Origin of the sequence: Pseudomonas sp. B15(2017), from assembly GCF_002113215.1 — a bacterium.
GTDB lineage: Bacteria > Pseudomonadota > Gammaproteobacteria > Pseudomonadales > Pseudomonadaceae > Aquipseudomonas.
Window position 1 is genome coordinate 267,327 of sequence record NZ_NEJZ01000001.1, and the last position, 20,822, is coordinate 288,148.

Below are 20,822 nucleotides of genomic sequence, written 5' to 3' on the forward strand. Positions count from 1 at the left end.
TGTGGGAGCGAGCTTGCTCGCGATAGCAATCTGTCAGTCGACACTGTCGGTGAATGTCAGTCCGCGATCGCGAGCAAGCTCGCTCCCACAGGTACTTCGGTGTTTGAAGAACCTGTGTCCATCACTCGATCAGGAAGAAAAGATTTCCGTGTAGCGACGAATCCACTGGTCATGCACGGTCGCCAGGAAAGCGTTGTCGTGCATGATCGCCTTCTCCGCAATCTGCTCCGGCGTGAGGATGAACGGGCTCTTGCGCGCTTCGGCGGAGATGATCGCCTTGGCGTTGACCGGGCCGTTGAAGATGTCTTCGGCCATCTTGCCCTGCACCAGCGGGTCGAGGGAGTGGTCGATGAAGGCATAGGCTAGATCGGTGTCGCCCGGACGGTTCTTCGGCATCACCGAGAGCATCAGGTCGGTATAGAAACCTTCCTTCATGCCGAACGTGGCGCCGAGGCCATAGTTCGGATCGCGGATCTGCTTGGGGAAGAACGCCGGGGCGTAGAGGCCGCCCATGTCCAGGGAGCCGGTGCGGAACAGCTCGGCGATCTGGTTGGGGTTTTCGCCCAGGGTCACCACGCGGTCTTTCAGCTCCGCGAGTTTCTTGAAGCCCGGTTCGATGTTGTGCTCGTCACCACCGGCCAGTTTGGCGGCGATGATGATCAGGTCCATGGCCTCGGTCCAGTTCGGCGGCGGCAGGAAAATGTTCGGCGCCAGATCGGCGTCCCACAGCGCGGCGTAACTGTCCGGCGCGGTGGTCTGGGTGCGAGTGCTGTAGACCAGACTGTTGCACCACAGCAGGTAACCGATGCCGTGACCATTGGCCCCGGTGCGGTATTTTTCCGGGACGTCGATCAGGTTGGGAATGCGGTTGAGATCCGGTTTTTCCAGCAGTCCGGCAGCGGCCAGACCTTCGGCGCCGACCCCGGCCAGAGTGATGATGTCGTACTGCGGACGATCACCGCCGGCCTTGAGTTTGGCGACCATTTCCGAGGTGCTGCCGGTACGGTCGGCAATCACTTTGGCGCCGGTCTTGGCTTCGAACGTTGCAGCGATGTTGCGCAGTGCGGCGAGGCCCGTGTCATCGGACCAGGTCAGCAGGCGCAGGGTCTTGCCGGCAAAGCGGGTGTCGCTGGCACTGGCCCGGATGAAGGGCATGCTCATGGCCGCCGCAGCCACCGAGGCCACGCCGACGGTTTTGATGAATTGACGCCTGTTCAGATCGTGCTCGCCCATTTAGGACTCCCATTATTCTTCTAAGTATGAGATTGATCGCAACCCTTGCATCTGCCTGACCGATGTTGCCCAAGCGCCCGGTTTCAAAGGGCTTGAGCGTGGTCTGCGGGTTCATCCTGAGGTCGTGCAAAACACCTGACTATCGATAAAAACTCATTGGAGCCATGACGCCGGCGCATGCCTCCTTGCGAGGCATGCGCTGACCTTTTTCGGGCATTCAGAGCGCGCGAATCACGTGCTTGATTTCCTGAAATGCCGCCAGACCCCACGGCCCCAACTCGCGACCGATGCTGCTCTGCTTGTAACCACCCCACGCGGTCTGCGGGAAGATCACCTGCGGCGCGTTGAGCCATACCAGCCCCGCCTGCAAGGCGTTGGCGACCCGATCCGCCGTCTCGGCATTGCGCGTGACGACACTGGCGACCAGACCGAACTGGCTATCGTTGGCCAAGGCAATCGCCTCGGCTTCCGAAGCGAAACTGCGCACGCAGATCACCGGGCCGAAGATCTCTTCACACCACAGCGCACTGTCGAGGGGCACTTCGGTGAAGATCGTCGGCTGCAAGAAATAGCCGCGCGGCAGATCGGCGGGGCGATTGCCGCCACAAATCAGCCTGGCCCCGGCACTCAGCCCACGGTCGATATGACCGAGCACCCGCTGGTACTGCGCCTGATTGACCAGCGCGCCCATCTCGACTTCAGGATCGAACGGATCGGCGACACGGATTTTTTCCGCGCGGGCCTTCAGACGAATCAGGAATTCGTCGGCCAGCTCATCGGCCACCAGCACCCGGCTGGTGGCCGAGCACATCTGCCCGGCGTTGAAGAAACCGCCGCCACAGGCCAGCTCCACCGCCAGGTCAAGGTCGGCATCTTCCAGAATCAGCAGCGAGGATTTGCCGCCCAGTTCCAGGCTCACACCCTTCACGGATTCAGCGGCGCGCTGCATCACTTGCACACCGACGGCGTTGCTGCCGGTGAAGGAAACCTTGGCGATGCGCGGATCCGCCGACAGCGGCGCACCGACCGCCAGACCGGTGCCGCACACCAGGTTGAACACGCCTTTGGGCAGACCGGATTCGGCGATGATTGCTGCCAGTTCCAGCTCCGGCAGCGGCGTGACTTCCGACGGCTTGAGCACCACGCAGCAACCGGCGGCCAGGGCTGGGGCGAGTTTCCATGCGGTGGTGACCATCGGGAAGTTCCACGGCACGATCAGCCCGACCACACCGCACGGCTCGCGGCGCAGACGTGCACTGAAATCGTCGCTCGGCAGCGGTACGTCACTGTCGAGTCTGGCGTCGAGGCCTTCGGCGAGTTCGGCGTAGTACTCGAAAGTGGCGATCACGTCGTCGACATCGATTCCCGCTTCGAACTGCGGTTTGCCGTTGTTGCTCGACTGCAACTTCATCAAATGTTCGCGGCCGTTGCGCACGCCATCGGCGATGTTGCGCAGTATCGCGCCGCGCTCGGCGCCCGAGGTTTTCGACCAGTCCTTGAAGGCTTCAGTCGCCGCTGTCACCGCTTGATTGACGGCGCTTTCGTCACCGCCATTGACCGTGGTCAGCAACGCTTCGGTGGCCGGATTGATGACGCGCAGGTGTTCGCGGCCGGCGGACCATTGGCCGTTGATGTACAGGCCGTCGAGTGTCGTCGGGAAGTTCATCATTGGGCCACCGCCTTCATCCATTGGGTCTGGTCGATTTCGATCAGGGTCGGGCCCTGCCGATCGCTGGCGGCGCGCAGTGCACCGCGCAGTTGTTCGGCCGAGCTGATCGCTTCTGCCGCGCAACCCAGGGCCTTGGCCACGCCGATGAAATCCGGGGTGTAGATGTCCACGCCCACCGGCTCGATGGCGCGGTTGACCATGTATTTCTTGATCTCTTCGTAACCCTGGTTATTCCACAGCAGGATGATCACCGGCGTGCGCGCTTCCACGGCGCTGGCCAGTTCCGGCAGGGTGAATTGCAGACCGCCGTCGCCGATCAGACACAGCACCGGCGGACGTGCGCCGTGTTCGAGGTTGCCGCCGAGCCACGCACCAATCGCTGCCGGCAAGGCGTAACCAAGGGTGCCGTAGCCGGTGGACGAGTTGAACCAGCGGCGCGGACGCTCCGGATTGAAGGTGAGATTGCCGGTGTACACCGGTTGCGTGGAGTCGCCGACGAAAACTGCATTCGGCAGTTCGTGCAGCACGGTTTCCAGGAAACGGGTCTGGGCCAGGGTCGGCGCGTCCCAGGTCGCTGCCAGGTCTTCACGCAGACGCGCGGCTCGCACCTGGCCCCAGTCGTTGCGGCGCTCGGCCAGCGGTTTGTGCGACAGCGCACTGAGCAGCGCTTGTGCGGCATTGCGCGAGTCGGCGACCAGCGCCACGTGGGGCGGGTAGTTGCGCACGGTCTGGTCGGGATCGATATCGACGCGCAGCAACTTGCCGGGAATTTCGAAGCCGCCGGCGAAGGTGACGTCGTAGTCGGTTTCCGCCAGCTCGGTGCCGATCGCCAGCACCACGTCGGCATCCGCCACCAGGGCGCGGGTCGCGACCAGGCTCTGGGTCGAACCGATCAGCAGCGGATGACTGGACGGCAACATGCCTTTGGCGTTGATGGTCAGCGCCACGGGTGCGCCGAGCAGTTCGGCCAGTTCAGTGAGTTCGGCAGCCGCATCGATGGCGCCGCCACCGGCGAGGATCAGCGGACGCTGGGCGCCGGCCAGCAGTTCGGTCATGCGGCTCACGGCGGCCGGCGCAGCTCCGGCGCGGTCGATGTTGACCGGCACACTGGCCAGCAGTTCGTCGGCCTCTTCGACCAGCACGTCCAGCGGAATTTCGATGTGTACCGGACGCGGACGCCCGGCCTGGAACAGCGCAAACGCACGGGCCAGCACGCCCGGCAATTCGGACGCCGACATCAGGGTGTGGGAGAACGCCGCCACGCCGCCGACCAGTGCACTCTGGTTCGGCAGTTCATGCAGCTTGCCGCGACCACCGCCCAGTTGACTGCGCGACTGCACGCTGGAGATCACCAGCATCGGGATCGAATCGGCATAGGCCTGGCCCATCGCCGTGGTGATGTTGGTCATGCCCGGGCCGGTGATGATGAAGCACACACCCGGTTTGCCGCTGGTGCGGGCGTAGCCGTCGGCCATGAAGCCGGCGCCTTGTTCATGCCGGGGGGTGACGTGGTTGATGCTCGAACGGGCCAGCCCGCGATACAGCTCCACGGTATGTACCCCGGGAATGCCGAACACCTGCTCGACCCCATAACCTTCGAGTAACTTGACCAGTACTTCGCCACACGTCGCCATGTCTTTGCCCTTCTTGTTCGTTGAGGCACCGGGCTTTAAAGGAACCGGTGATTGGCCTCATTGAAACGGGCGGCGTGTAGCCGCAACAATCGATAAAAGCTCATACTAGCCATGTCCTCACGTCATGGCTTGGATCCACATGAAACGACTGCCTCCCCTGCCCGCCCTGCACACGTTTCTGATCACCGCGCAGTGCTGCAACTTCACCCGGGCCGCCGAACAGTTGCACATCACCCAGGGTGCGGTGAGCCGGCAGATCGCCGGGCTGGAGGAGCATCTGGGTTATGAGCTGTTCATTCGCCTGGCCCGGGGCCTGGAGCTGACGGCCGAAGGTCGCGAATGGCTGCCACGGGTGCAGCAGATCTTCAGCCTGATCGGCGACTCGGTGGAGCAGATCGGCGCCAAGCGCGAGACCCTGCAACTCAAGGCCCCGAGCTGCGTGATGCGCTGGTTGTTGCCACGGCTGTTGCAATGGCAGCGCGAACGCCCGGACGTGCCGGTGAAACTCACGGCGTCGTTGCAACACGGGGTGGACTTTCATCGCGAGCAGTTCGACGCGGCGGTGATCTACGGCACCGCGCCCCACGACTCACCCGCGACCCTGCATCTGTTCGATGAACAACTGACGCCGGTCTGTTCGCCGACGCTGCTCAACGGTGGTCCGGCCCTGCACACACCGGCAGACCTGCAACAACACCTGCTGCTGCACCCGACCCACACCGATGACGACTGGACACTCTGGCTCGAAGCCGCCGAACTGCAATTGAGCAACATCGCCAGCGGTCAGCATTTCGAGACGCTGGATCAGGCGATGTCGATGGCGTCCCACGGGACAGGGGTGGCGATCGGCGACTGGTCGTTGATCGGCGATGACTTGAACGCCGGGCGACTGGTGATGCCGTTCGATCTGAAGGTGAAGACGGGACTGGGCTATTACATCGTCGCGCCGGCGTCGGAGCCGTCGGCGAAATTGCAGGAATTGATGGGGTGGCTGGTGGAGCAGGCTCATACGCGGTGAACACCCCAATATCCTGTGGGAGCGAGCTTGCTCGCGAATACGGTGCGTCATTCAACGTTGATGTCGACTGACACGCCCTCTTCGCGAGCAAGCTCGCTCCCACATTGGACCGGTGTCGAGATTCAGTAACCGACCGTAAACCGCTGACGCGAATGCTTCGGCGTTTCCACTTCGTCGAGCAGCGCAATCGCGTAGTCGGCAAAGGTGATCGAGCTCTGGCCTTCAGCACTCACCAGCAAGTCATCCTTGCCGACACGGAACTTGCCGGTGCGCTCGCCTTCGACAAACAGCGCCGACGGCGACAGGAACGTCCAGTCCAGCTCCTGCTCCTGACGCAGCGCATCGAGAAACGCTGCACCGGCGCTGGCCTCGGCCTTGTACTCGGCGGGGAAACCGGCGCTGTCGATCACACGAGTACCGTCCGGCAGCAACAGCGAGCCGGCACCGCCGACCACCAGCAGACGTTTCACCCCGGCCTGTTTCACCGGGCCGATCAGCGCGCTGGCCGGCACCGTGGCGAAATGCGCGGCGCTGATCACCACATCGTGACCGACGACGGCGTCCTGCAGCGCGGCGGAGTCCAGCACGTCGACATTCTTGCTGACCACACCGGCACGGGCGCCGATTTTCGAGGTATCCCGAGCGATGGCGGTGACGCTGTGGCCGCGACGCAGGGCTTCTTCCAGCAGTTGGCTGCCGGCACGGCCGGTGGCACCAATGATTGCGATCTTGCTCATGACATTCTCCAGTTGGCTTGAGAGTGCTGCGTTTTCAGAATCGGGTTACCACTTCATTTCGCCCTTGGCGACTTTGGCGCTCAGCTCCAGCGAGCTTTCTTCGCCCAGTTTCGGGTAGCGTTTTTTCATCGCGGCGATCAGTGCGGCAGAGTCCTTGGCCTTGGCAGTTTCTTCGTCGAACGCCTTGATGTAGTCGGCAGTGAATTTCACGGCCGCCAGCGAACGGGCGCTGTCACCCAGGTAGTGACCCGGCACCACGGTTTTCGGTTTCAGGGTTTCGATCGAGTGTAGGGTTTCCAGCCAGTCGGCGTGGGATTGCGCGGTCTGGGTGTCGGCCATCCACACGTGGATGTTCTCGGCGACAACCACACCACCGACCACGGCTTTCAGTGAAGGAATCCACACGAAGCTGCGATCCGGCTGCTTGCCTTCCAGGCCAACCACCTGCAGCTTTTGCCCTTCAAGCATCAGGCTGTCGCCCTTGAGCACGCCCGGCACGATGGTTTTGGCCGGCACGTCGGCGCCCATTTTCGGGCCCCAGAAGGCGAGTTTGCCGTCGACGGTTTGCTTGATGTGATCAACGGTCGGTTGCGAGGCCAAGACCTTTGCCTGCGGGAAGGCTTTGGTCAGGGTGTCGAGACCGAAGTAGTAATCCGGGTCACCGTGGCTGATGTAAATGGTGGTCAATTGCTTGCCGCTGGCGCGGATCTTTTCCACCACTTGCTCGGCCTGGGATTTGCCGAACTGGGCGTCCACCAGAATCGCGTCTTTCTCGCCGCTGACCAGCACCGAAGTCACCGGGAAGATCGCCTTGGTGCCCGGGTTGTAGACGTCGAGGGTCAGGTTCGCGGCCGCTGCGTGGGCAGCAAAACCGAGGGTGGCGGTGGCCAGTAAAACGCGCTTGAGAGTGGTGAAGCCGATCATGAGTTGCTCCGCTGTTCGAATGCCGTGCTTGGCGATGGGGGCAGAGCTTAGTTGCCAGACTCGATACAAAAAATGCGATGCTTGAACATAGTTTGTTTCTGAAAGCGGGCAAATCATGGATCGTCTCCAAGCAATGCGGGTGTTTGTCACGGTGGTGGATCTGGGCAGCCAGTCGGCGGCGGCCGACCACCTGGACCTGTCGAGGCCGGTGGTGTCGCGGTATCTGGCGGAACTGGAAGACTGGGTCGGCGCGCGCCTGATGCACCGCACCACCCGCAAGTTGAGCCTGACCGCCGCCGGCAACGAAATCCTGCCGCGCTGCCGGCAGATGCTGGAGCTGTCCGGTGACATGCAGGCCGCGGTCAGCGAACCTGCCGATGCGCCACGGGGTATGTTGCGGATCAGCGTCAGCACCTCGTTCGGCCAGGCGCAGCTGGCCGATGCCATGGCGGCGTTCGTCAAAGCGTATCCGGGGGTGAACATCGATCTGCAGATGCTCGATCGCACGGTAAACCTGGTGGACGAACGCATCGACCTGGCGATTCGCACCAGCAATGACCTCGATCCGAATCTGATCGCCCGGCGCCTGACGGTGTGCCGCTCGGTGGTCTGCGCCGCGCCCGCCTATCTGCAAGAACATCCGCAGCCACAACGCGTAGAAGATCTGAGCCGGCACAACTGCCTGACCCATTCCTATTTCGGCAAGAGCCTGTGGCATTTCGAGGAGGATGGCGAACCGGTTTCGGTACCGGTGCAGGGCAACATCAGCGCCAACGAGGCCAGCACCCTGCTGCGCGCGACCCTGGCCGGCGCCGGGGTGGCGATGCTGCCGACCTATCAGGCCGGGGTGCATGTACACAGCGGCGAACTGGTTCGCCTGCTGCCCCACGCCGAGCCGCGGCAGATGAACATCTATGCCGTGTATGCCTCGCGCAAGCACATGCCGGCAGCGCTGCGTTGCATGCTGGATTTTCTGGTGCAGCGTTTTCCCGAAAACCCGCAATGGGATGAAGGGCTGTAAAGCCGTTCGCAGCCGCTGGCAACTCCACGGCGCTGACCTATGCTGAAAGCAGTACCCAAGGGTATTCGTTCAGAGGTCACCGCCATGAACACCAGAACAAGAAGATACTTCGCGATTTTCATCACCTGCGCGGCCACGCTGGCGCTGTACGGCACCGCAGCATGGCGCGTGGAGCAGTTGCGGCAACTGCCCCGTGAATACGCGAGCTGCAACTTCGAGCGCTGCATTCCTCACAACGCCACCCTCAACGCCCTGCGCTGATACTGGACGTCTGTGGGAGTGAGCTTGCTCACGAAGGCGGCGTGTCAGGTGGCAAAACTGCCGGCTGATCCACCCTCTTCGCGAGCAAGCTCGCTCCCACCTATTGACTCTCTTGTTGTTCGGATTTGAGTCGGTCGCGAAACGCCTTTGGCGAGATCCCCACCCGGCGCCGGAACAGGCGCGTGAAGTTGGTCGGATCGGAAAACCCCAACACCTCGGACATCTCGTAAATGGTCATGCTGGTGTAAGTCAGCAGGCGCTTGGCTTCCAGTAACTGACGCTCGTGCATGATCTGCAACGCCGGCTGCCCCGCCAGTTCGCGGCAGGTGCCGTTGAGATGCGAGACGGAAATCCCCAGACGATGGGCCAGGTCCTCGACCTTGACGTGCTGTCTGTACGTCTCCTCCACCAATTGAATAAAGCCATTGAGATATTCACGCTGGCGCTGCGGGCGTTGCGTGGCGTTGTGACGGCGGATCGCCTGACGGCTGACCCAGACCATGATCACGCTGACCAGCGAATGCATGAGCATTTCCCGCGCCGGTTGATGGCCGTTGTACTCGGCCTGCAATGCGGCAAACAGACTGTTGAGGTACTCCGCGTCCTTGCCCGCCGGATAGCTTTCGGCCTGGGCCAGGGCCTGCACCGCGCTGCCCAGTTGTGCCTGCAAATGGTTGATCAACGGTGTGGCGAGGGTGACGACAAATCCTTCGACGTCCTCGGAAAAACGAAATCCATGCACCGATAACGGCGGCAGGATCTGGATCGCGGCTTCCTTCAGTTGCGTGCGTTGGCCTTCGATTTCAAGCTCTGCCTGACCTTTGAATACGAAGAGCAACTGGCACAAATCGGCATGACGGTGGGGTTTGATTTCCCATTGGTGTTCGCGGCTGCGTTTGGAAATGGTTTCACAGTGCAGCAAGTCAGGGGTCGGCCAGTCCAGGCTTTCACCGTAGAGCTTGAACACCGGAATCGAAGGCAGGTCAGGCTTGTTCATCACTTCAATCCAGGCCTCGAGGTTTGCGGGCGATAATCGCACCGATTGGCAGAATGTACAGGTATCGGCTCAGTTTTCACCTTCAATTGACAGACCCGCAAGGGAAAAATGCAAGCACTCGAATCCTGAAAATCATTCACCGGCCGTTGTCGCGTGAAGCTTGCGAGTCATAAAAACAATGAAAACGCTGAAAACCCAAGTCGCCATCATCGGCGCCGGTCCTTCCGGTTTATTGCTCGGCCAACTGCTGCATAACGCCGGCATCGACACCCTGATTCTGGAGCGCCAGACACCTGACTATGTACTCGGCCGAATCCGCGCCGGTGTGCTTGAACAAGGCATGGTAGAGCTATTGCGCGAGGCTGGCGTGGGTCAGCGGATGGACGCCGAAGGGCTGGTGCATGGCGGGTTCGAACTGGCCCTGGACGGGCGTCGGGTACACATCGATCTGCAGGCGTTGACCGGTGGAAAAACCGTGATGGTCTACGGCCAGACCGAGGTCACCCGCGACCTGATGGCCGCTCGTCGGGAGACCGGCGGACAAACCATCTACGAAGCCAGCCATGTCGTTCCCTGTGACATGAAAAGCGACGAGGCCTACGTCACCTTCGAAAAGGACGGCGAAACCTGGCGCGTCGATTGCGACTACATCGCCGGTTGCGACGGGTTCCACGGTGTGGCCCGGCAGTCGATTCCCGAGGACTGCCTGAAAGTCTTCGAGCGGGTTTATCCGTTCGGCTGGCTGGGCATTCTCGCCGATACGCCACCGATTCACGACGAACTGGTCTACGCCCGCCACGAGCGCGGCTTCGCCCTGTGCAGCATGCGTTCGGCGACCCGCACCCGCTATTACCTGCAAGTGCCGGCCGAGGAAAAGGTCGACGACTGGTCGGATCAACGCTTCTGGGATGAACTGCGCAAGCGTCTGCCGGAGGACCTGGCGCAACAACTGGTGACCGGTCCGTCGATTGAAAAAAGCATCGCGCCACTGCGCAGTTTTGTGGTCGAGCCGATGCAATACGGGCGGATGTTTCTGGTAGGGGACGCGGCGCACATCGTTCCGCCGACCGGCGCCAAGGGGCTGAATCTGGCGGCCAGCGATGTCAGCACGCTGTTCAGGATTTTGCTGAAGGTCTATCGCGAAGGTCGCACCGGACTTTTGGAGAAGTATTCAGAGATCTGCCTGCGCCGGGTGTGGAAGGCCGAGCGATTTTCCTGGTGGATGACCTCCATGCTGCACCGTTTCGACGAGCACGACGATTTCAGTCAGCGCATCAGCGCGTCTGAACTGGATTACTTTGTCAGCTCGGAAGCGGGGCAAAAAACCATTGCAGAAAATTACGTCGGGCTTCCGTATGAGGCTATCGAATAGCCTGCTATCGACTTACACTGGCGAGCACTGATCCGCTCGCCACGGCGGATATCATCTCTGCCCACAGGTTTGCCCGTGACCACTCTCAACCACCCCGAAACGCCCAAACCGGCCATTCGCAGCGTGCTGGTCGCGCTGATGCTGGCGATCTTTCTCGGCGCGCTGGACCAGACCATCGTCGCCGTTTCCATGCCGGCCATCTCCGCACAGTTCAAGGACGTCAGCCTGCTGGCCTGGGTGATTTCCGGATACATGGTGGCGATGACCGTGGCGGTGCCGATTTACGGCAAGCTCGGCGATTTGTACGGGCGGCGCAAACTGATGCTGTTCGGCATGGGCCTGTTCACCCTCGCCTCGCTGTTTTGCGGCATGGCCCAGAGCATGGAGCAACTGGTACTGGCGCGGATTTTCCAGGGCATCGGCGCCGGCGGGATGATTTCGGTGAGCCAGGCGATCATCGGCGACATCGTGCCGCCACGGGAGCGCGGCCGTTATCAGGGTTATTTCAGCAGCATGTACGCGGTGGCCAGCGTCGCCGGCCCGGTGCTCGGCGGCTACATGACCGAGTACCTGTCCTGGCGCTGGGTGTTCCTGATCAACCTGCCGCTGGGCCTTGGCGCGTATTGGGTGGCGCGACGCAATCTGATCGGCCTGCCGATTCCGCAGCGCAAGCCCATCATCGATTACCTCGGCACACTGCTGATGATCATCGGCCTGACCGCGCTGTTACTGGCGATCACTGAGGTCGGCCAGGGCCACGCGTGGCGCAGCCGTGAAGTGCTCGGTCTGTTCGCGTGCGCGGTGGCAGTGCTGGCGGTGTTCGTCTGGCATGAGCGGCGCGCCCGGGAGCCGTTGTTGCCGATGCATCTGTTCACCAACCGCAGCGCGCTGCTGTGCTGGTGCACGATTTTCTTTTGCAGCTTCCAGGCGATTTCGCTGATTGTGCTGATGCCGCTGCGCTTCCAGAGCGTGACGGGCGCGGGAGCTGACAGCGCTGCGTTGCACTTGCTGCCGCTGGCGATGGGTTTGCCGATCGGCGCGTATTTCGCCGGCCGTCGTACCTCGATCACCGGGCGCTACAAACCGCAGATTCTCACCGGCGCGCTGCTGATGCCGATCTCGATCCTCGGCATGGCCTTCAGCCCGCCTGATGCGACACTGATCAGCAGCCTGTTCATGCTGCTCAGCGGTATCGCCGGTGGCATGCAGTTCCCGACCTCGCTGGTCGGCACGCAGAACTCGGTCGAGCAAAAGGACATCGGCGTCGCCACCAGCACCACCAACCTGTTCCGCTCCCTGGGCGGCGCGGTGGGTGTGGCGTTGATGTCCGCGCTGTTGCTGGCGTTGTTGCAGGACTCCAGTTTCGCCCATCTGGCCGGCAGTTCGTTGATGAGCGAAGGGCATTCCGGCAACGTGCTGCTCGATGGCCTGAACGCGGCGCCCGGCGATGCGCAGAACGCCTTGCGCGCCGAGCTGCTGGTGACATTCCGGCATTTGCTGATGGTCAGCGCGGCGGTGTCGCTGCTCGGGCTGGCGGCGGCGATCGCGATGCCGAACCGGTTGTTGCGCGGGCGTGAACACGGCGTCCGCTGACTAACGAACACCGTCGCTCCCACAGGAATGTGCACTCAAGCGCTGTAATAACCGACCGCCACCAGCATGTTCCCGACCTTCTTCAGGTAGGCATGTTTGTTCTCGACCTTGCCGGTCACCGGGTTTTTCCAGCGGTACTCGTACTCACCCTCATCCTGTTTGCCAATCAGCGCGAGAATCGGTTCGCCCACCGGTTTGCCTTCCGGGTCATCGACCTTGGCGAAATCGGTGTTGATCAGGCGCAGGTTGGTGCCGTGGGCGACGTAGCGGTGGGTGTCGAGATTGACGACGAACACATACAGGTCGTCCTGCAAGTAACCGCCCTTGAGCGAGTTGATCGCGGACAACGTGCCCTTCTCGTCTTTGGTCAGGTCGGTGGCCGCTTTGTCGAGCAACGCTTTCGCCTGTTCAGCCGACGCGCGCGGCAAGTAATAACCCACTGCCAGTATCCGCTGACCGATGCGTTGATAGTAAACGTGCTTGCGCTCGACCTTGCCGTCGGACCAGTTCTGCCAGCGGTACTCGGCCTGCTGGATGCCGTTGCCCTCCGGCACTTTCAGGGCGTCCTTGAAGGACTTTTGCAAGTCCGGCCCGAGGACTTCGCTGACGTCACGGCCGATCAATGCCGACGACGGCCCACCGCTGGCGAGCATCACGCCCTTGGTGTCGACCACGAACACGTAACGGTCCTTGTCGACGAATTCGCCCTGACGGCTGAACGCCGCGAACGCCTTGTCGCCGTTGTCGTGGTAATAGGCCAGAGCCTTTTCCAGCAGGGCGATGGCGGCCTTGCTGTCATCTTTTTCCGTGGTAGCCGCGTTGGCCTGACCGAAACTCAACAGCAGCACCGCGCCGAGCCAGGCCAGCTTGTGCACAAACCCCATGACGCATCCCTCGTTCTTGTTGGTGTTTCAAGAGCGTAGACGGCCTGAAGGCATGTATGGATATTCAGAAAGCTTCTGAATGTTGCTGCGGCGAGGGCGTTCGCGCCCTCGCCATGCGACAAGCTTACGGACGGGCGTTGATTTGCTGTTGCAGATTCTGGATCTGCGCTTGCAGGGTGTTGATGTTGCGGGTCATCTGCCCACGGAATGCGTCGAACTCGGCGGTGTTGGTGCCGCCCTGCGCAGCGGCCGGACGATTGTCCTGCTCGCTCTTGAGAATGACGATTTCCTGCTCCAGACGCTCGATGGCGGCGTTCGAACCGCCCTGTTTTTTCAGGGCCGTGATGTCGGCACCGAGGCTCTTGAACTGCGCGTCGAAGCTTTTCACCTGTGCATCGAAGCTCTTGAGCTGGGCATCGACCTTGCTGGTGTCGGCCGGCGTGCTTTTCAGCGTCGCCAGCTCGGCCCTCAGGGCTTTGACCTGGGCCTGCAACTGGGTGTTGGCGTTCTGTTGCTCGGTGGTCTGGGCGGTCATCTGCGCCAGGCGCTTGTCCAGATCCGTCGCCTGCCCGGCCACGCCCTGCTGCTGTTTGCTCTGATCCTGAAGCGCACTTTGCAGCTGCTTGATCTGCAGCTTCAGGGCTTCGCTGTCGGTGGTGACGTTGGTCTGGCTGGCTACGACCTTGCCGGAAATGTCCTGCAAGCGCCCCGCCGCTTCCTCACTGATGCGCGCAAAACTTTCCTGGGTCGCCACCAGTTGCTGCTCCATCAGCGAAATCTGCTGGAAGCTCCACCAGGCCAGACCAATGAACGCGAAGAACAATGCGCCGACCAGTGCCCACAACGGCCCGGTGCTGGCAGCCTTGACCTTGACCACCGGCGGCGTGCGCGAATGCACGGAGGTGCGGGCGGTGGCCGGAAAATCGTCGTCATCGAGGGTATCGGCGCGCAGGCTCGGTACATCGTCGAAATCGTCGTGGGCATCGTTACGCATGGACATTGAGGCAACCTTTGTGAAACGCGGTGATGGCAGATTGGGGCGAAGTATAAACCCCGCGGCCGCTGGGGTTGACCCTCAAGCCGTGGCGCGGTTCAGTGCCGGCCGGCAGATTCGTGTCAACGAATGTCCTGGGCCTTCCACCAGCCACAGAACTCATCGAGGGCCGTCCACAGACTGACTTTCGGATCGTAGTCCAGATAATGCCGGGCGCGACTGATGTCGAGGGTGAAATTTTTGTTCATCACCTGCATGCCCAGGCGCGACAGGGTCGGCTCGGGACGCCCCGGCCAGAGCTTGCACACACCTTCGTTGAGCGCCGCCACGCTGTAGGCCAGGCCGTAGGAACGGTATTTGGTGACCTGTGGGACTTCCATCTTGCGCATCACGTAATTGACCACATCCCACAGCGGCACCGGAGCGCCGTTGCTGATGTTGTAGGCCTTGCCCAGCGCTGAGGCGTCGGCCAGCAGGCTGCTGAGCAACGCTTCGTTGAGGTTGTGCACGCTGGTGAAATCGACCTTGTTCAGACCGTTGCCGATGATCGCCAGACGGCCCTTGCGCTGCATGTTCAGCAAGCGCGGGAAGATGCTCATGTCGCCGGCGCCGGTGACGAAACGCGGGCGCAAGGCGAGGGTTTCGAGGCCGAATTCCTGGGCGCCGAAGACCTTTTGCTCGGCCAGGAATTTGGTCGCTGCGTAGTGATGCTTGAAGCGCTTGGGCACTTGCTCTTCGGTCAGGCCGAGATGGTCGCGACCGTCAAAGTAGATTGATGGCGACGACAGATGCACCAGGCGCCGAACCCGTTGTTTCAGGCAGGCCTCGACCACGTTTTCGGTGACCTGCACGTTGCCCTGATGGAAGTCCTGATACCGGCCCCACAAGCCGACCGCGCCGGCGCAATGCACCACGGCTTCGACATCACTGCATAGCGCACGCACCAGATCCGGGTCGCTCAAATCGCCTTGAACGAACTCGGCACCGCGACGCACCAGATGCTCGACACCCTCGGCCCGGCGACCGTTGACCCGCACGTCCAGGCCCTGCTCCAGGGCGAAACGCGCAAAGCGTCCGCCAATGAAGCCGCTTGCGCCGGTGACCAGAATTTTCATGTAAAGCTCCGCTGTCTTTCGTTTGCCTGATTCGTGAGTCTTGACGCTGGCCGTCAGTCCAACGGCACCAGCCATTGCGCCGACGAGCGCACCAGTTGCTCGGTCAACAGGCCGAGCAACTGACCGCCATTGCGCCAATGATGCCAGTACAAGGGCACGTCGATCGGTTTATCTGGCAACAGTTCGCGCAGCACGCCGCGCTCCAGTTGTTCGCGCACCTGTAATTCCGGCACCAGTCCCCAGCCGAGTCCGGCTTCGGTCAGGCGAATGAAGCCTTCGGACGACGGACACAGGTGATGTTCGAAACCGCCATCGACGCCGAGGGAAGCCAGATAACGATGCTGCAGAAAATCGTCCGGGCCGAACACCAGCGCCGGGGTGCGCGGCAATTGCTCGGCCCGCACGCCGTCGGGAAAGTGCCGTTCAATGAACGCCGGACTGGCCAGTGCCCGATAACGCATCGCGCCAAGTAACACGCTACGCGCGCCTGCAACCGGCCGCTCGCTGGCGCACAGGCAACCGGCCACTTCACCGGCGCGCATGCGTTTGAGGCCGACGGTCTGGTCTTCGACGATCAGGTCCAGCAATAGATGTTGTTCGGCGCAGAAATCGCCCACCGCCTCGGCCCACCAGGTGGCGAGGCTGTCGGCATTCAGGGCGATGCGCAGGCGCTCCGGCAGGCCTTCTTCGTCCAGCGCCGGCACCAGCGTCTGCAAATCCCGTTCGAGCAGGCGCACCTGCTGCACATGGTTGAGCAGGCGCCGGCCAATTTCGGTCGGCGAAGGCGGCGTGCCGCGCACCAAAACCGGCTGGCCGACCCGCGCCTCCAGCAGTTTGATCCGCTGGGAAATCGCCGATTGCGAAAGGCCCAGCACCTGCGCCGCCCGTTCGAATCCGGCCTGCTCGACCACGGCGGCCAGAGCGGAAAGCAATTTGTAGTCGAACATCAGTTTTCCTAATGAGCGATCAGCACTATTTGTTTTTCTTATACAGCGTCAACCGGGAGAATAGCCAGCAAGCACTCTTTATCAAGGACCACCTCCATGGCTGGCGAAACCTCGTTGACCACCCTGCTGCGCAGCATGAGCCCGCAACTCAACGTTGGCGAATACGTGTTCTGTACCTTGCGCGACGGGCATTTGCCGAGCGGCCTGGAAATCGTCGGCAGTTTCCGTGAACAGGAAGGCCTGACGGTGATTCTCGAACGCTCCCACGCCGAGCGCGCCGGTTTCAGCTTTGACTATGTCGCGGCGTGGATCACGTTGAACGTGCATTCGGCGCTGGAAGCCGTCGGCCTGACCGCCGCGTTCGCCACCGTACTGGGCAGGGCCGGCATCAGTTGCAACGTGATTGCCGGCTACTACCACGATCATTTGTTCGTCGGTCAGGCCGACGCCGAACGCGCCATGCAAGTGCTGCGCGATCTCGCAGCCAACGCGGAGTAACGATCATGTGGCAAAGCTATACCAACGGTTTGCTGGTGGCGTTCGGGCTGATCATGGCGATCGGCACGCAGAATGCCTTTGTCCTGGCGCAGAGCCTGCGGCGTGAGCATCACCTGCCGGTCGCCGCGCTGTGCGTCGCCTGTGATGCGTTGCTGGTGGCGGCAGGGGTTTTCGGTCTGGCCACCGTGCTGGCGCAGAATCCGACCCTATTGGCGGTCGCCCGCTGGGGCGGCGCGGTGTTTCTGATCTGGTACGGCAGCCAGGCGTTGCGCCGGGCTTGCTCGAAGCAAAGTCTGCAACAGGGAGAAAACCAGACCGTTCGTTCGCTGCGCGCGGTGATGCTCAGCGCACTGGCAGTGACGCTGCTCAACCCGCACGTCTATCTGGACACCGTTCTGCTGATCGGTTCTCTCGGCGCACAACAGTCGGTGCCTGGCGCTTATGTCGTCGGTGCGGCGAGTGCTTCGCTGTTGTGGTTCTTCACCCTGGCGTTCGGCGCGGCATGGCTTGCACCGTGGCTGGCACGGCCGAGTACGTGGCGGATTCTCGATCTGTTGGTCGCGGTAATGATGTTCACGGTGGCAGGGCAATTGATATTGGCTTCATGATTTATTCCAAACAGCTCTGGAACCTCTATCCCACACAGTTGTTGCGTGGTTAAGCCGCACCCCCGGTGCTATGATCCGAACCCTGCGCCGCAAAGAGTAAAAACTCGCCGGTGCATTTCTGGCCGCCCGAGATCGGCCTTGCGCTCACCGCAACAGACCTGATTAGGAGAATCATCATGGCTTTCGAATTGCCGCCGCTGCCTTACGCACACGATGCCCTGCAGCCGCACATTTCCAAGGAAACCCTGGAATTCCACCACGACAAGCACCACAACACCTACGTCGTGAACCTGAACAACCTGGTGCCAGGCACCGAGTTCGAAGGCAAGACCCTGGAAGAAATCGTCAAGACTTCCTCGGGCGGCATCTTCAACAACGCCGCTCAGGTCTGGAACCACACCTTCTACTGGAACTGCCTGGCGCCAAACGCCGGCGGTCAACCAACCGGCGCACTGGCTGAAGCCATCAACGCGGCTTTCGGTTCGTTCGACAAGTTCAAGGAAGAGTTCAGCAAAACCTCGATCGGCACCTTCGGTTCCGGCTGGGGCTGGCTGGTGAAAAAGGCTGACGGCTCCCTGGCCCTGGCCAGCACCATCGGCGCCGGCAACCCGCTGACCAGCGGCGACACCCCGCTGCTGACCTGCGACGTGTGGGAACACGCTTACTACATCGACTACCGTAACCTGCGTCCAAAATACGTCGAGGCGTTCTGGAACCTGGTCAACTGGAAGTTCGTGGCCGAGCAGTTCGAAGGCAAGACCTTCACCGCTTAAGCTGCACGCCAGACAAAAACCCGGCCATTGCCGGGTTTTTTCTGCCCGCAGAAATCCTCGTGGGTGCGCCGCATAACAAACAGAGCCTTTTCCCACACGCAAAGCAGCCCTTCTCGCCTTGCTCACAAGCCACCGCGAACTAACATCAAAGAGGAAAAATTGTCCGACGCCCCTCAAGTTGGAGGCCAGAACTACCGACACAGTACAAATAGGGCAAATACTCCAGACAGCAGCATTTCGGCCAAGGCCACGGACAAATTTTCCGCGGCTCGATTGTCCCTTTGACTGCCAACACGGGATTGCCAATACTCATGGCAACTTGACGCTACCCGCACGGAACAAGGAATAACCCTTTGAAGCTGGAACTCAAGAACAGCTTGTCGGTGAAGTTGCTCCGGGTCGTGCTCCTGTCGGCATTGATCGTCGGCGTGGTCTTGAGCTGCGCGCAGATCGTTTTCGATGCGTATAAAACACGCCAGGCTGTCGCCAACGATGCCGAACGCATCCTCGACATGTTCCGCGATCCCTCCACCCAGGCGGTCTACAGCCTGGACCGGGAGATGGGCATGCAGGTGATCGAAGGCCTGTTCCAGGACGACGCCGTGCGCCAGGCCTCCATCGGCCATCCCAACGAAGCGATGCTCGCGCAGAAATCCCGCGAACTGCAGCATTCCAACAGTCGCTGGCTGACCGACCTGATCCTTGGTCAGGAACGCACGTTCACCACCCAACTGGTGGGACGCGGCCCCTACAGCGAATATTACGGCGACCTGAGCATCACCCTCGACACGGCCACCTACGGTCAGGGTTTCATCGTCAGCTCGGTGATCATCTTCATTTCCGGCGTGTTGCGCGCTTTGGCCATGGGGCTGGTGCTGTATCTGGTCTATCACTGGCTGCTGACCAAACCGCTGTCGCGGATCATCGAACACCTCACCGAGATCAACCCCGACCGCCCCAGCGAACACAAGATTCCGCAGCTCAAGGGCCACGAAAAAAACGAACTGGGGATCTGGATCAATACCGCCAACCAGTTGCTCGAATCCATCGAACGCAATACCCACCTGCGCCACGAGGCGGAAAACAGCCTGCTGCGCATGGCCCAGTACGACTTTCTCACCGGTCTGCCGAACCGCCAGCAATTGCAGCAGCAACTGGACAAGATTCTGGTGGACGCCGGCAAGCTGCAACGGCGGGTCGCCGTCCTTTGCGTAGGTCTGGACGATTTCAAAAGCATCAACGAACAATTCAGCTATCAGACCGGCGACCAGTTGCTGCTGGCACTCGCCGACCGCCTGCGCGCCCACAGCGGTCGCCTCGGCGCCCTCGCCCGTCTCGGCGGCGATCAGTTCGCTCTGGTGCAGGCCGATATCGAACAGCCTTACGAAGCGGCGGAACTGGCGCAAAGCATTCTTGATGACCTGGAAGCACCGTTCGCCCTCGATCATCAAGAAATTCGCCTGCGCGCGACCATCGGCATCACCCTGTTCCCGGAGGATGGCGACAGCACCGAAAAGCTGTTGCAGAAAGCCGAGCAGACCATGACCCTGGCCAAGACCCGCTCGCGCAACCGCTATCAGTTCTATATCGCCAGCGTCGACAGCGAAATGCGCCGACGTCGCGAGCTGGAAAAAGACCTGCGTGATGCGCTGTTGCGCGACCAGTTCTACCTCGTCTACCAGCCACAGATCAGCTACCGCGATCATCGTGTGGTCGGCGTCGAAGCCCTGATCCGCTGGCAGCATCCGGAACATGGTCTGGTGCCGCCGGACCTGTTCATCCCGCTGGCGGAACAGAACGGCACCATCATCGCCATCGGCGAATGGGTGCTGGATCAGGCCTGCAAGCAACTGCGCGACTGGCACGATCAGGGCTTCGTCGACCTGCGCATGGCGGTCAACCTGTCCACCGTGCAGTTGCACCACGCCGAGCTGCCACGGGTGGTCAACAACCTGTTGCAGATGTACCGCCTGCCACCACGCAGCCTGGAGCTGGAAGTCACCGAAACCGGCCTGATGGAAGACATCAGTACCGCCGCCCAGCACCTGCTGAGCCTGCGCCGCTCCGGTGCCCTGATTGCCATCGACGACTTCGGCACCGGCTATTCGTCGCTGAGTTATCTCAAGAGTCTGCCGCTGGACAAGATCAAGATCGACAAGAGCTTCGTCCAGGATCTGCTGGATGACGACGATGACGCGACCATCGTTCGCGCCATCATTCAACTGGGCAAGAGCCTGGGCATGCAGGTGATCGCCGAGGGCGTGGAAACCGCCGAACAGGAAACCTACATCATCTCCGAAGGCTGCCACGAAGGTCAGGGCTACCACTACAGCAAGCCGCTGCCGGCGCGCGAGCTGAGCGTTTATCTCAAGCAGGCCCAGCGCAGCAACGCGGCCATCCTCTGAAATCTTCCTGCAAAGCCCGGCAAAACCCTCGATCCGCCGGGTATCGTCTCCGCTGTTGATCCAGCGCAAGCCTCGCGCAAATAGGAAATATTTCCAGCTACAACCCTTTACACATAATGCGAAAGATTTGCATTATGTC

19 protein-coding genes are annotated in these 20,822 nt (G+C 61.5%); 9 read left to right on the forward strand and 10 right to left on the reverse strand.

Annotated features, from left to right (window positions below; genetic code table 11):
* Positions 1 to 129: 129 nt before the first annotated feature.
* From CAF73_RS01195 to CAF73_RS01205, 3 genes are all read right to left on the reverse strand, one after another.
* Complete coding sequence (locus CAF73_RS01195) at positions 130 to 1,233, reverse strand: extracellular solute-binding protein (protein WP_085697225.1); 1,104 nt, start codon at positions 1,231 to 1,233, stop codon at positions 130 to 132.
* A 217-nt stretch (positions 1,234 to 1,450) separates the two neighbouring features.
* Positions 1,451 to 2,899 carry an aldehyde dehydrogenase family protein gene (locus CAF73_RS01200; RefSeq protein ID WP_176247698.1) on the reverse strand — a complete coding sequence of 483 codons (1,449 nt, stop codon included), beginning with the start codon at positions 2,897 to 2,899 and terminating at the stop codon, positions 1,451 to 1,453.
* Positions 2,899 to 4,536, reverse strand: a complete 1,638-nt coding sequence (locus CAF73_RS01205; protein ID WP_085701687.1) for a 5-guanidino-2-oxopentanoate decarboxylase — start codon at positions 4,534 to 4,536, stop codon at positions 2,899 to 2,901. The genes CAF73_RS01200 and CAF73_RS01205 overlap by 1 nt, the downstream gene beginning before the upstream one ends.
* 139 nt (positions 4,537 to 4,675) lie before the next feature.
* Here CAF73_RS01205 and CAF73_RS01210 point away from each other — a divergent pair, with 139 nt between their 5' ends.
* Complete coding sequence (locus tag CAF73_RS01210; protein ID WP_085697228.1) at positions 4,676 to 5,554, forward strand: LysR substrate-binding domain-containing protein; 879 nt, start codon at positions 4,676 to 4,678, stop codon at positions 5,552 to 5,554.
* A gap of 122 nt (positions 5,555 to 5,676) precedes the next feature.
* Here CAF73_RS01210 and CAF73_RS01215 read toward each other — a convergent pair whose 3' ends face one another.
* Together CAF73_RS01215 and CAF73_RS01220 are read right to left on the reverse strand one after the other, a co-directional pair.
* Positions 5,677 to 6,291: an NAD(P)-dependent oxidoreductase gene (locus tag CAF73_RS01215; protein WP_085701688.1), complete on the reverse strand. Its 615-nt coding sequence runs from the start codon at positions 6,289 to 6,291 to the stop codon at positions 5,677 to 5,679.
* Between the two features lie 45 nt (positions 6,292 to 6,336).
* Positions 6,337 to 7,215 carry an MBL fold metallo-hydrolase gene (locus CAF73_RS01220; protein WP_085701689.1) on the reverse strand — a complete coding sequence of 293 codons (879 nt, stop codon included), beginning with the start codon at positions 7,213 to 7,215 and terminating at the stop codon, positions 6,337 to 6,339.
* Positions 7,216 to 7,330: 115 nt separating this feature from the next.
* Here CAF73_RS01220 and CAF73_RS01225 point away from each other — a divergent pair, with 115 nt between their 5' ends.
* Both CAF73_RS01225 and CAF73_RS30100 read left to right on the forward strand, forming a co-directional pair.
* The gene (locus CAF73_RS01225) at positions 7,331 to 8,236 is read left to right on the forward strand and encodes a LysR family transcriptional regulator (RefSeq protein ID WP_218191818.1); all 906 of its coding nucleotides are present in this window, start codon (positions 7,331 to 7,333) and stop codon (positions 8,234 to 8,236) included.
* A gap of 84 nt (positions 8,237 to 8,320) precedes the next feature.
* The gene (locus CAF73_RS30100) at positions 8,321 to 8,497 is read left to right on the forward strand and encodes a hypothetical protein (protein WP_166225760.1); all 177 of its coding nucleotides are present in this window, start codon (positions 8,321 to 8,323) and stop codon (positions 8,495 to 8,497) included.
* Between the two features lie 100 nt (positions 8,498 to 8,597).
* On the opposite strand, the gene CAF73_RS01235 is transcribed toward CAF73_RS30100, so the two are convergent.
* Complete coding sequence (locus CAF73_RS01235) at positions 8,598 to 9,494, reverse strand: helix-turn-helix domain-containing protein (protein ID WP_085699611.1); 897 nt, start codon at positions 9,492 to 9,494, stop codon at positions 8,598 to 8,600.
* Between the two features lie 187 nt (positions 9,495 to 9,681).
* On the opposite strand from CAF73_RS01235, the gene pobA reads away from it, so the two are divergent.
* Together pobA and CAF73_RS01245 are read left to right on the forward strand one after the other, a co-directional pair.
* Positions 9,682 to 10,866 carry a 4-hydroxybenzoate 3-monooxygenase gene (gene pobA / locus CAF73_RS01240; protein WP_371918952.1) on the forward strand — a complete coding sequence of 395 codons (1,185 nt, stop codon included), beginning with the start codon at positions 9,682 to 9,684 and terminating at the stop codon, positions 10,864 to 10,866.
* A gap of 75 nt (positions 10,867 to 10,941) precedes the next feature.
* A complete protein-coding gene (locus tag CAF73_RS01245; protein WP_085701692.1) occupies positions 10,942 to 12,459 on the forward strand; it encodes an MDR family MFS transporter in 1,518 nt (505 codons plus the stop codon).
* A 35-nt stretch (positions 12,460 to 12,494) separates the two neighbouring features.
* Here the strand turns inward: CAF73_RS01245 and CAF73_RS01250 are convergent, their stop codons facing one another.
* From CAF73_RS01250 to CAF73_RS01265, 4 genes are all read right to left on the reverse strand, one after another.
* Positions 12,495 to 13,343 carry a cache domain-containing protein gene (locus CAF73_RS01250; RefSeq protein ID WP_085701693.1) on the reverse strand — a complete coding sequence of 283 codons (849 nt, stop codon included), beginning with the start codon at positions 13,341 to 13,343 and terminating at the stop codon, positions 12,495 to 12,497.
* Between the two features lie 124 nt (positions 13,344 to 13,467).
* Positions 13,468 to 14,343: an ATPase gene (locus CAF73_RS01255; protein WP_085701694.1), complete on the reverse strand. Its 876-nt coding sequence runs from the start codon at positions 14,341 to 14,343 to the stop codon at positions 13,468 to 13,470.
* Positions 14,344 to 14,459: 116 nt separating this feature from the next.
* Positions 14,460 to 15,452: an NAD(P)-dependent oxidoreductase gene (locus CAF73_RS01260; protein ID WP_085699621.1), complete on the reverse strand. Its 993-nt coding sequence runs from the start codon at positions 15,450 to 15,452 to the stop codon at positions 14,460 to 14,462.
* Between the two features lie 53 nt (positions 15,453 to 15,505).
* A complete protein-coding gene (locus CAF73_RS01265; protein WP_085606712.1) occupies positions 15,506 to 16,399 on the reverse strand; it encodes a LysR family transcriptional regulator ArgP in 894 nt (297 codons plus the stop codon).
* 96 nt (positions 16,400 to 16,495) lie between these two features.
* Here CAF73_RS01265 and CAF73_RS01270 point away from each other — a divergent pair, with 96 nt between their 5' ends.
* The 4 genes from CAF73_RS01270 to CAF73_RS01285 all read left to right on the forward strand — a co-directional run bounded on the left by CAF73_RS01270 (position 16,496) and on the right by CAF73_RS01285 (position 20,683).
* Entirely contained in the window at positions 16,496 to 16,897 is a 402-nt protein-coding gene (locus CAF73_RS01270) for an ACT domain-containing protein (RefSeq protein WP_085701695.1), read from the forward strand.
* Positions 16,898 to 16,902: 5 nt separating this feature from the next.
* Positions 16,903 to 17,505 (forward strand): LysE/ArgO family amino acid transporter, encoded by a 603-nt coding sequence (locus tag CAF73_RS01275; protein WP_011335710.1) that lies wholly within the window; start codon positions 16,903 to 16,905, stop codon positions 17,503 to 17,505.
* Positions 17,506 to 17,681: 176 nt separating this feature from the next.
* A complete protein-coding gene (locus tag CAF73_RS01280; RefSeq protein WP_003227660.1) occupies positions 17,682 to 18,278 on the forward strand; it encodes a superoxide dismutase in 597 nt (198 codons plus the stop codon).
* A 353-nt stretch (positions 18,279 to 18,631) separates the two neighbouring features.
* Positions 18,632 to 20,683 carry a bifunctional diguanylate cyclase/phosphodiesterase gene (locus CAF73_RS01285; protein WP_085699625.1) on the forward strand — a complete coding sequence of 684 codons (2,052 nt, stop codon included), beginning with the start codon at positions 18,632 to 18,634 and terminating at the stop codon, positions 20,681 to 20,683.
* Positions 20,684 to 20,822: the final 139 nt, after the last annotated feature.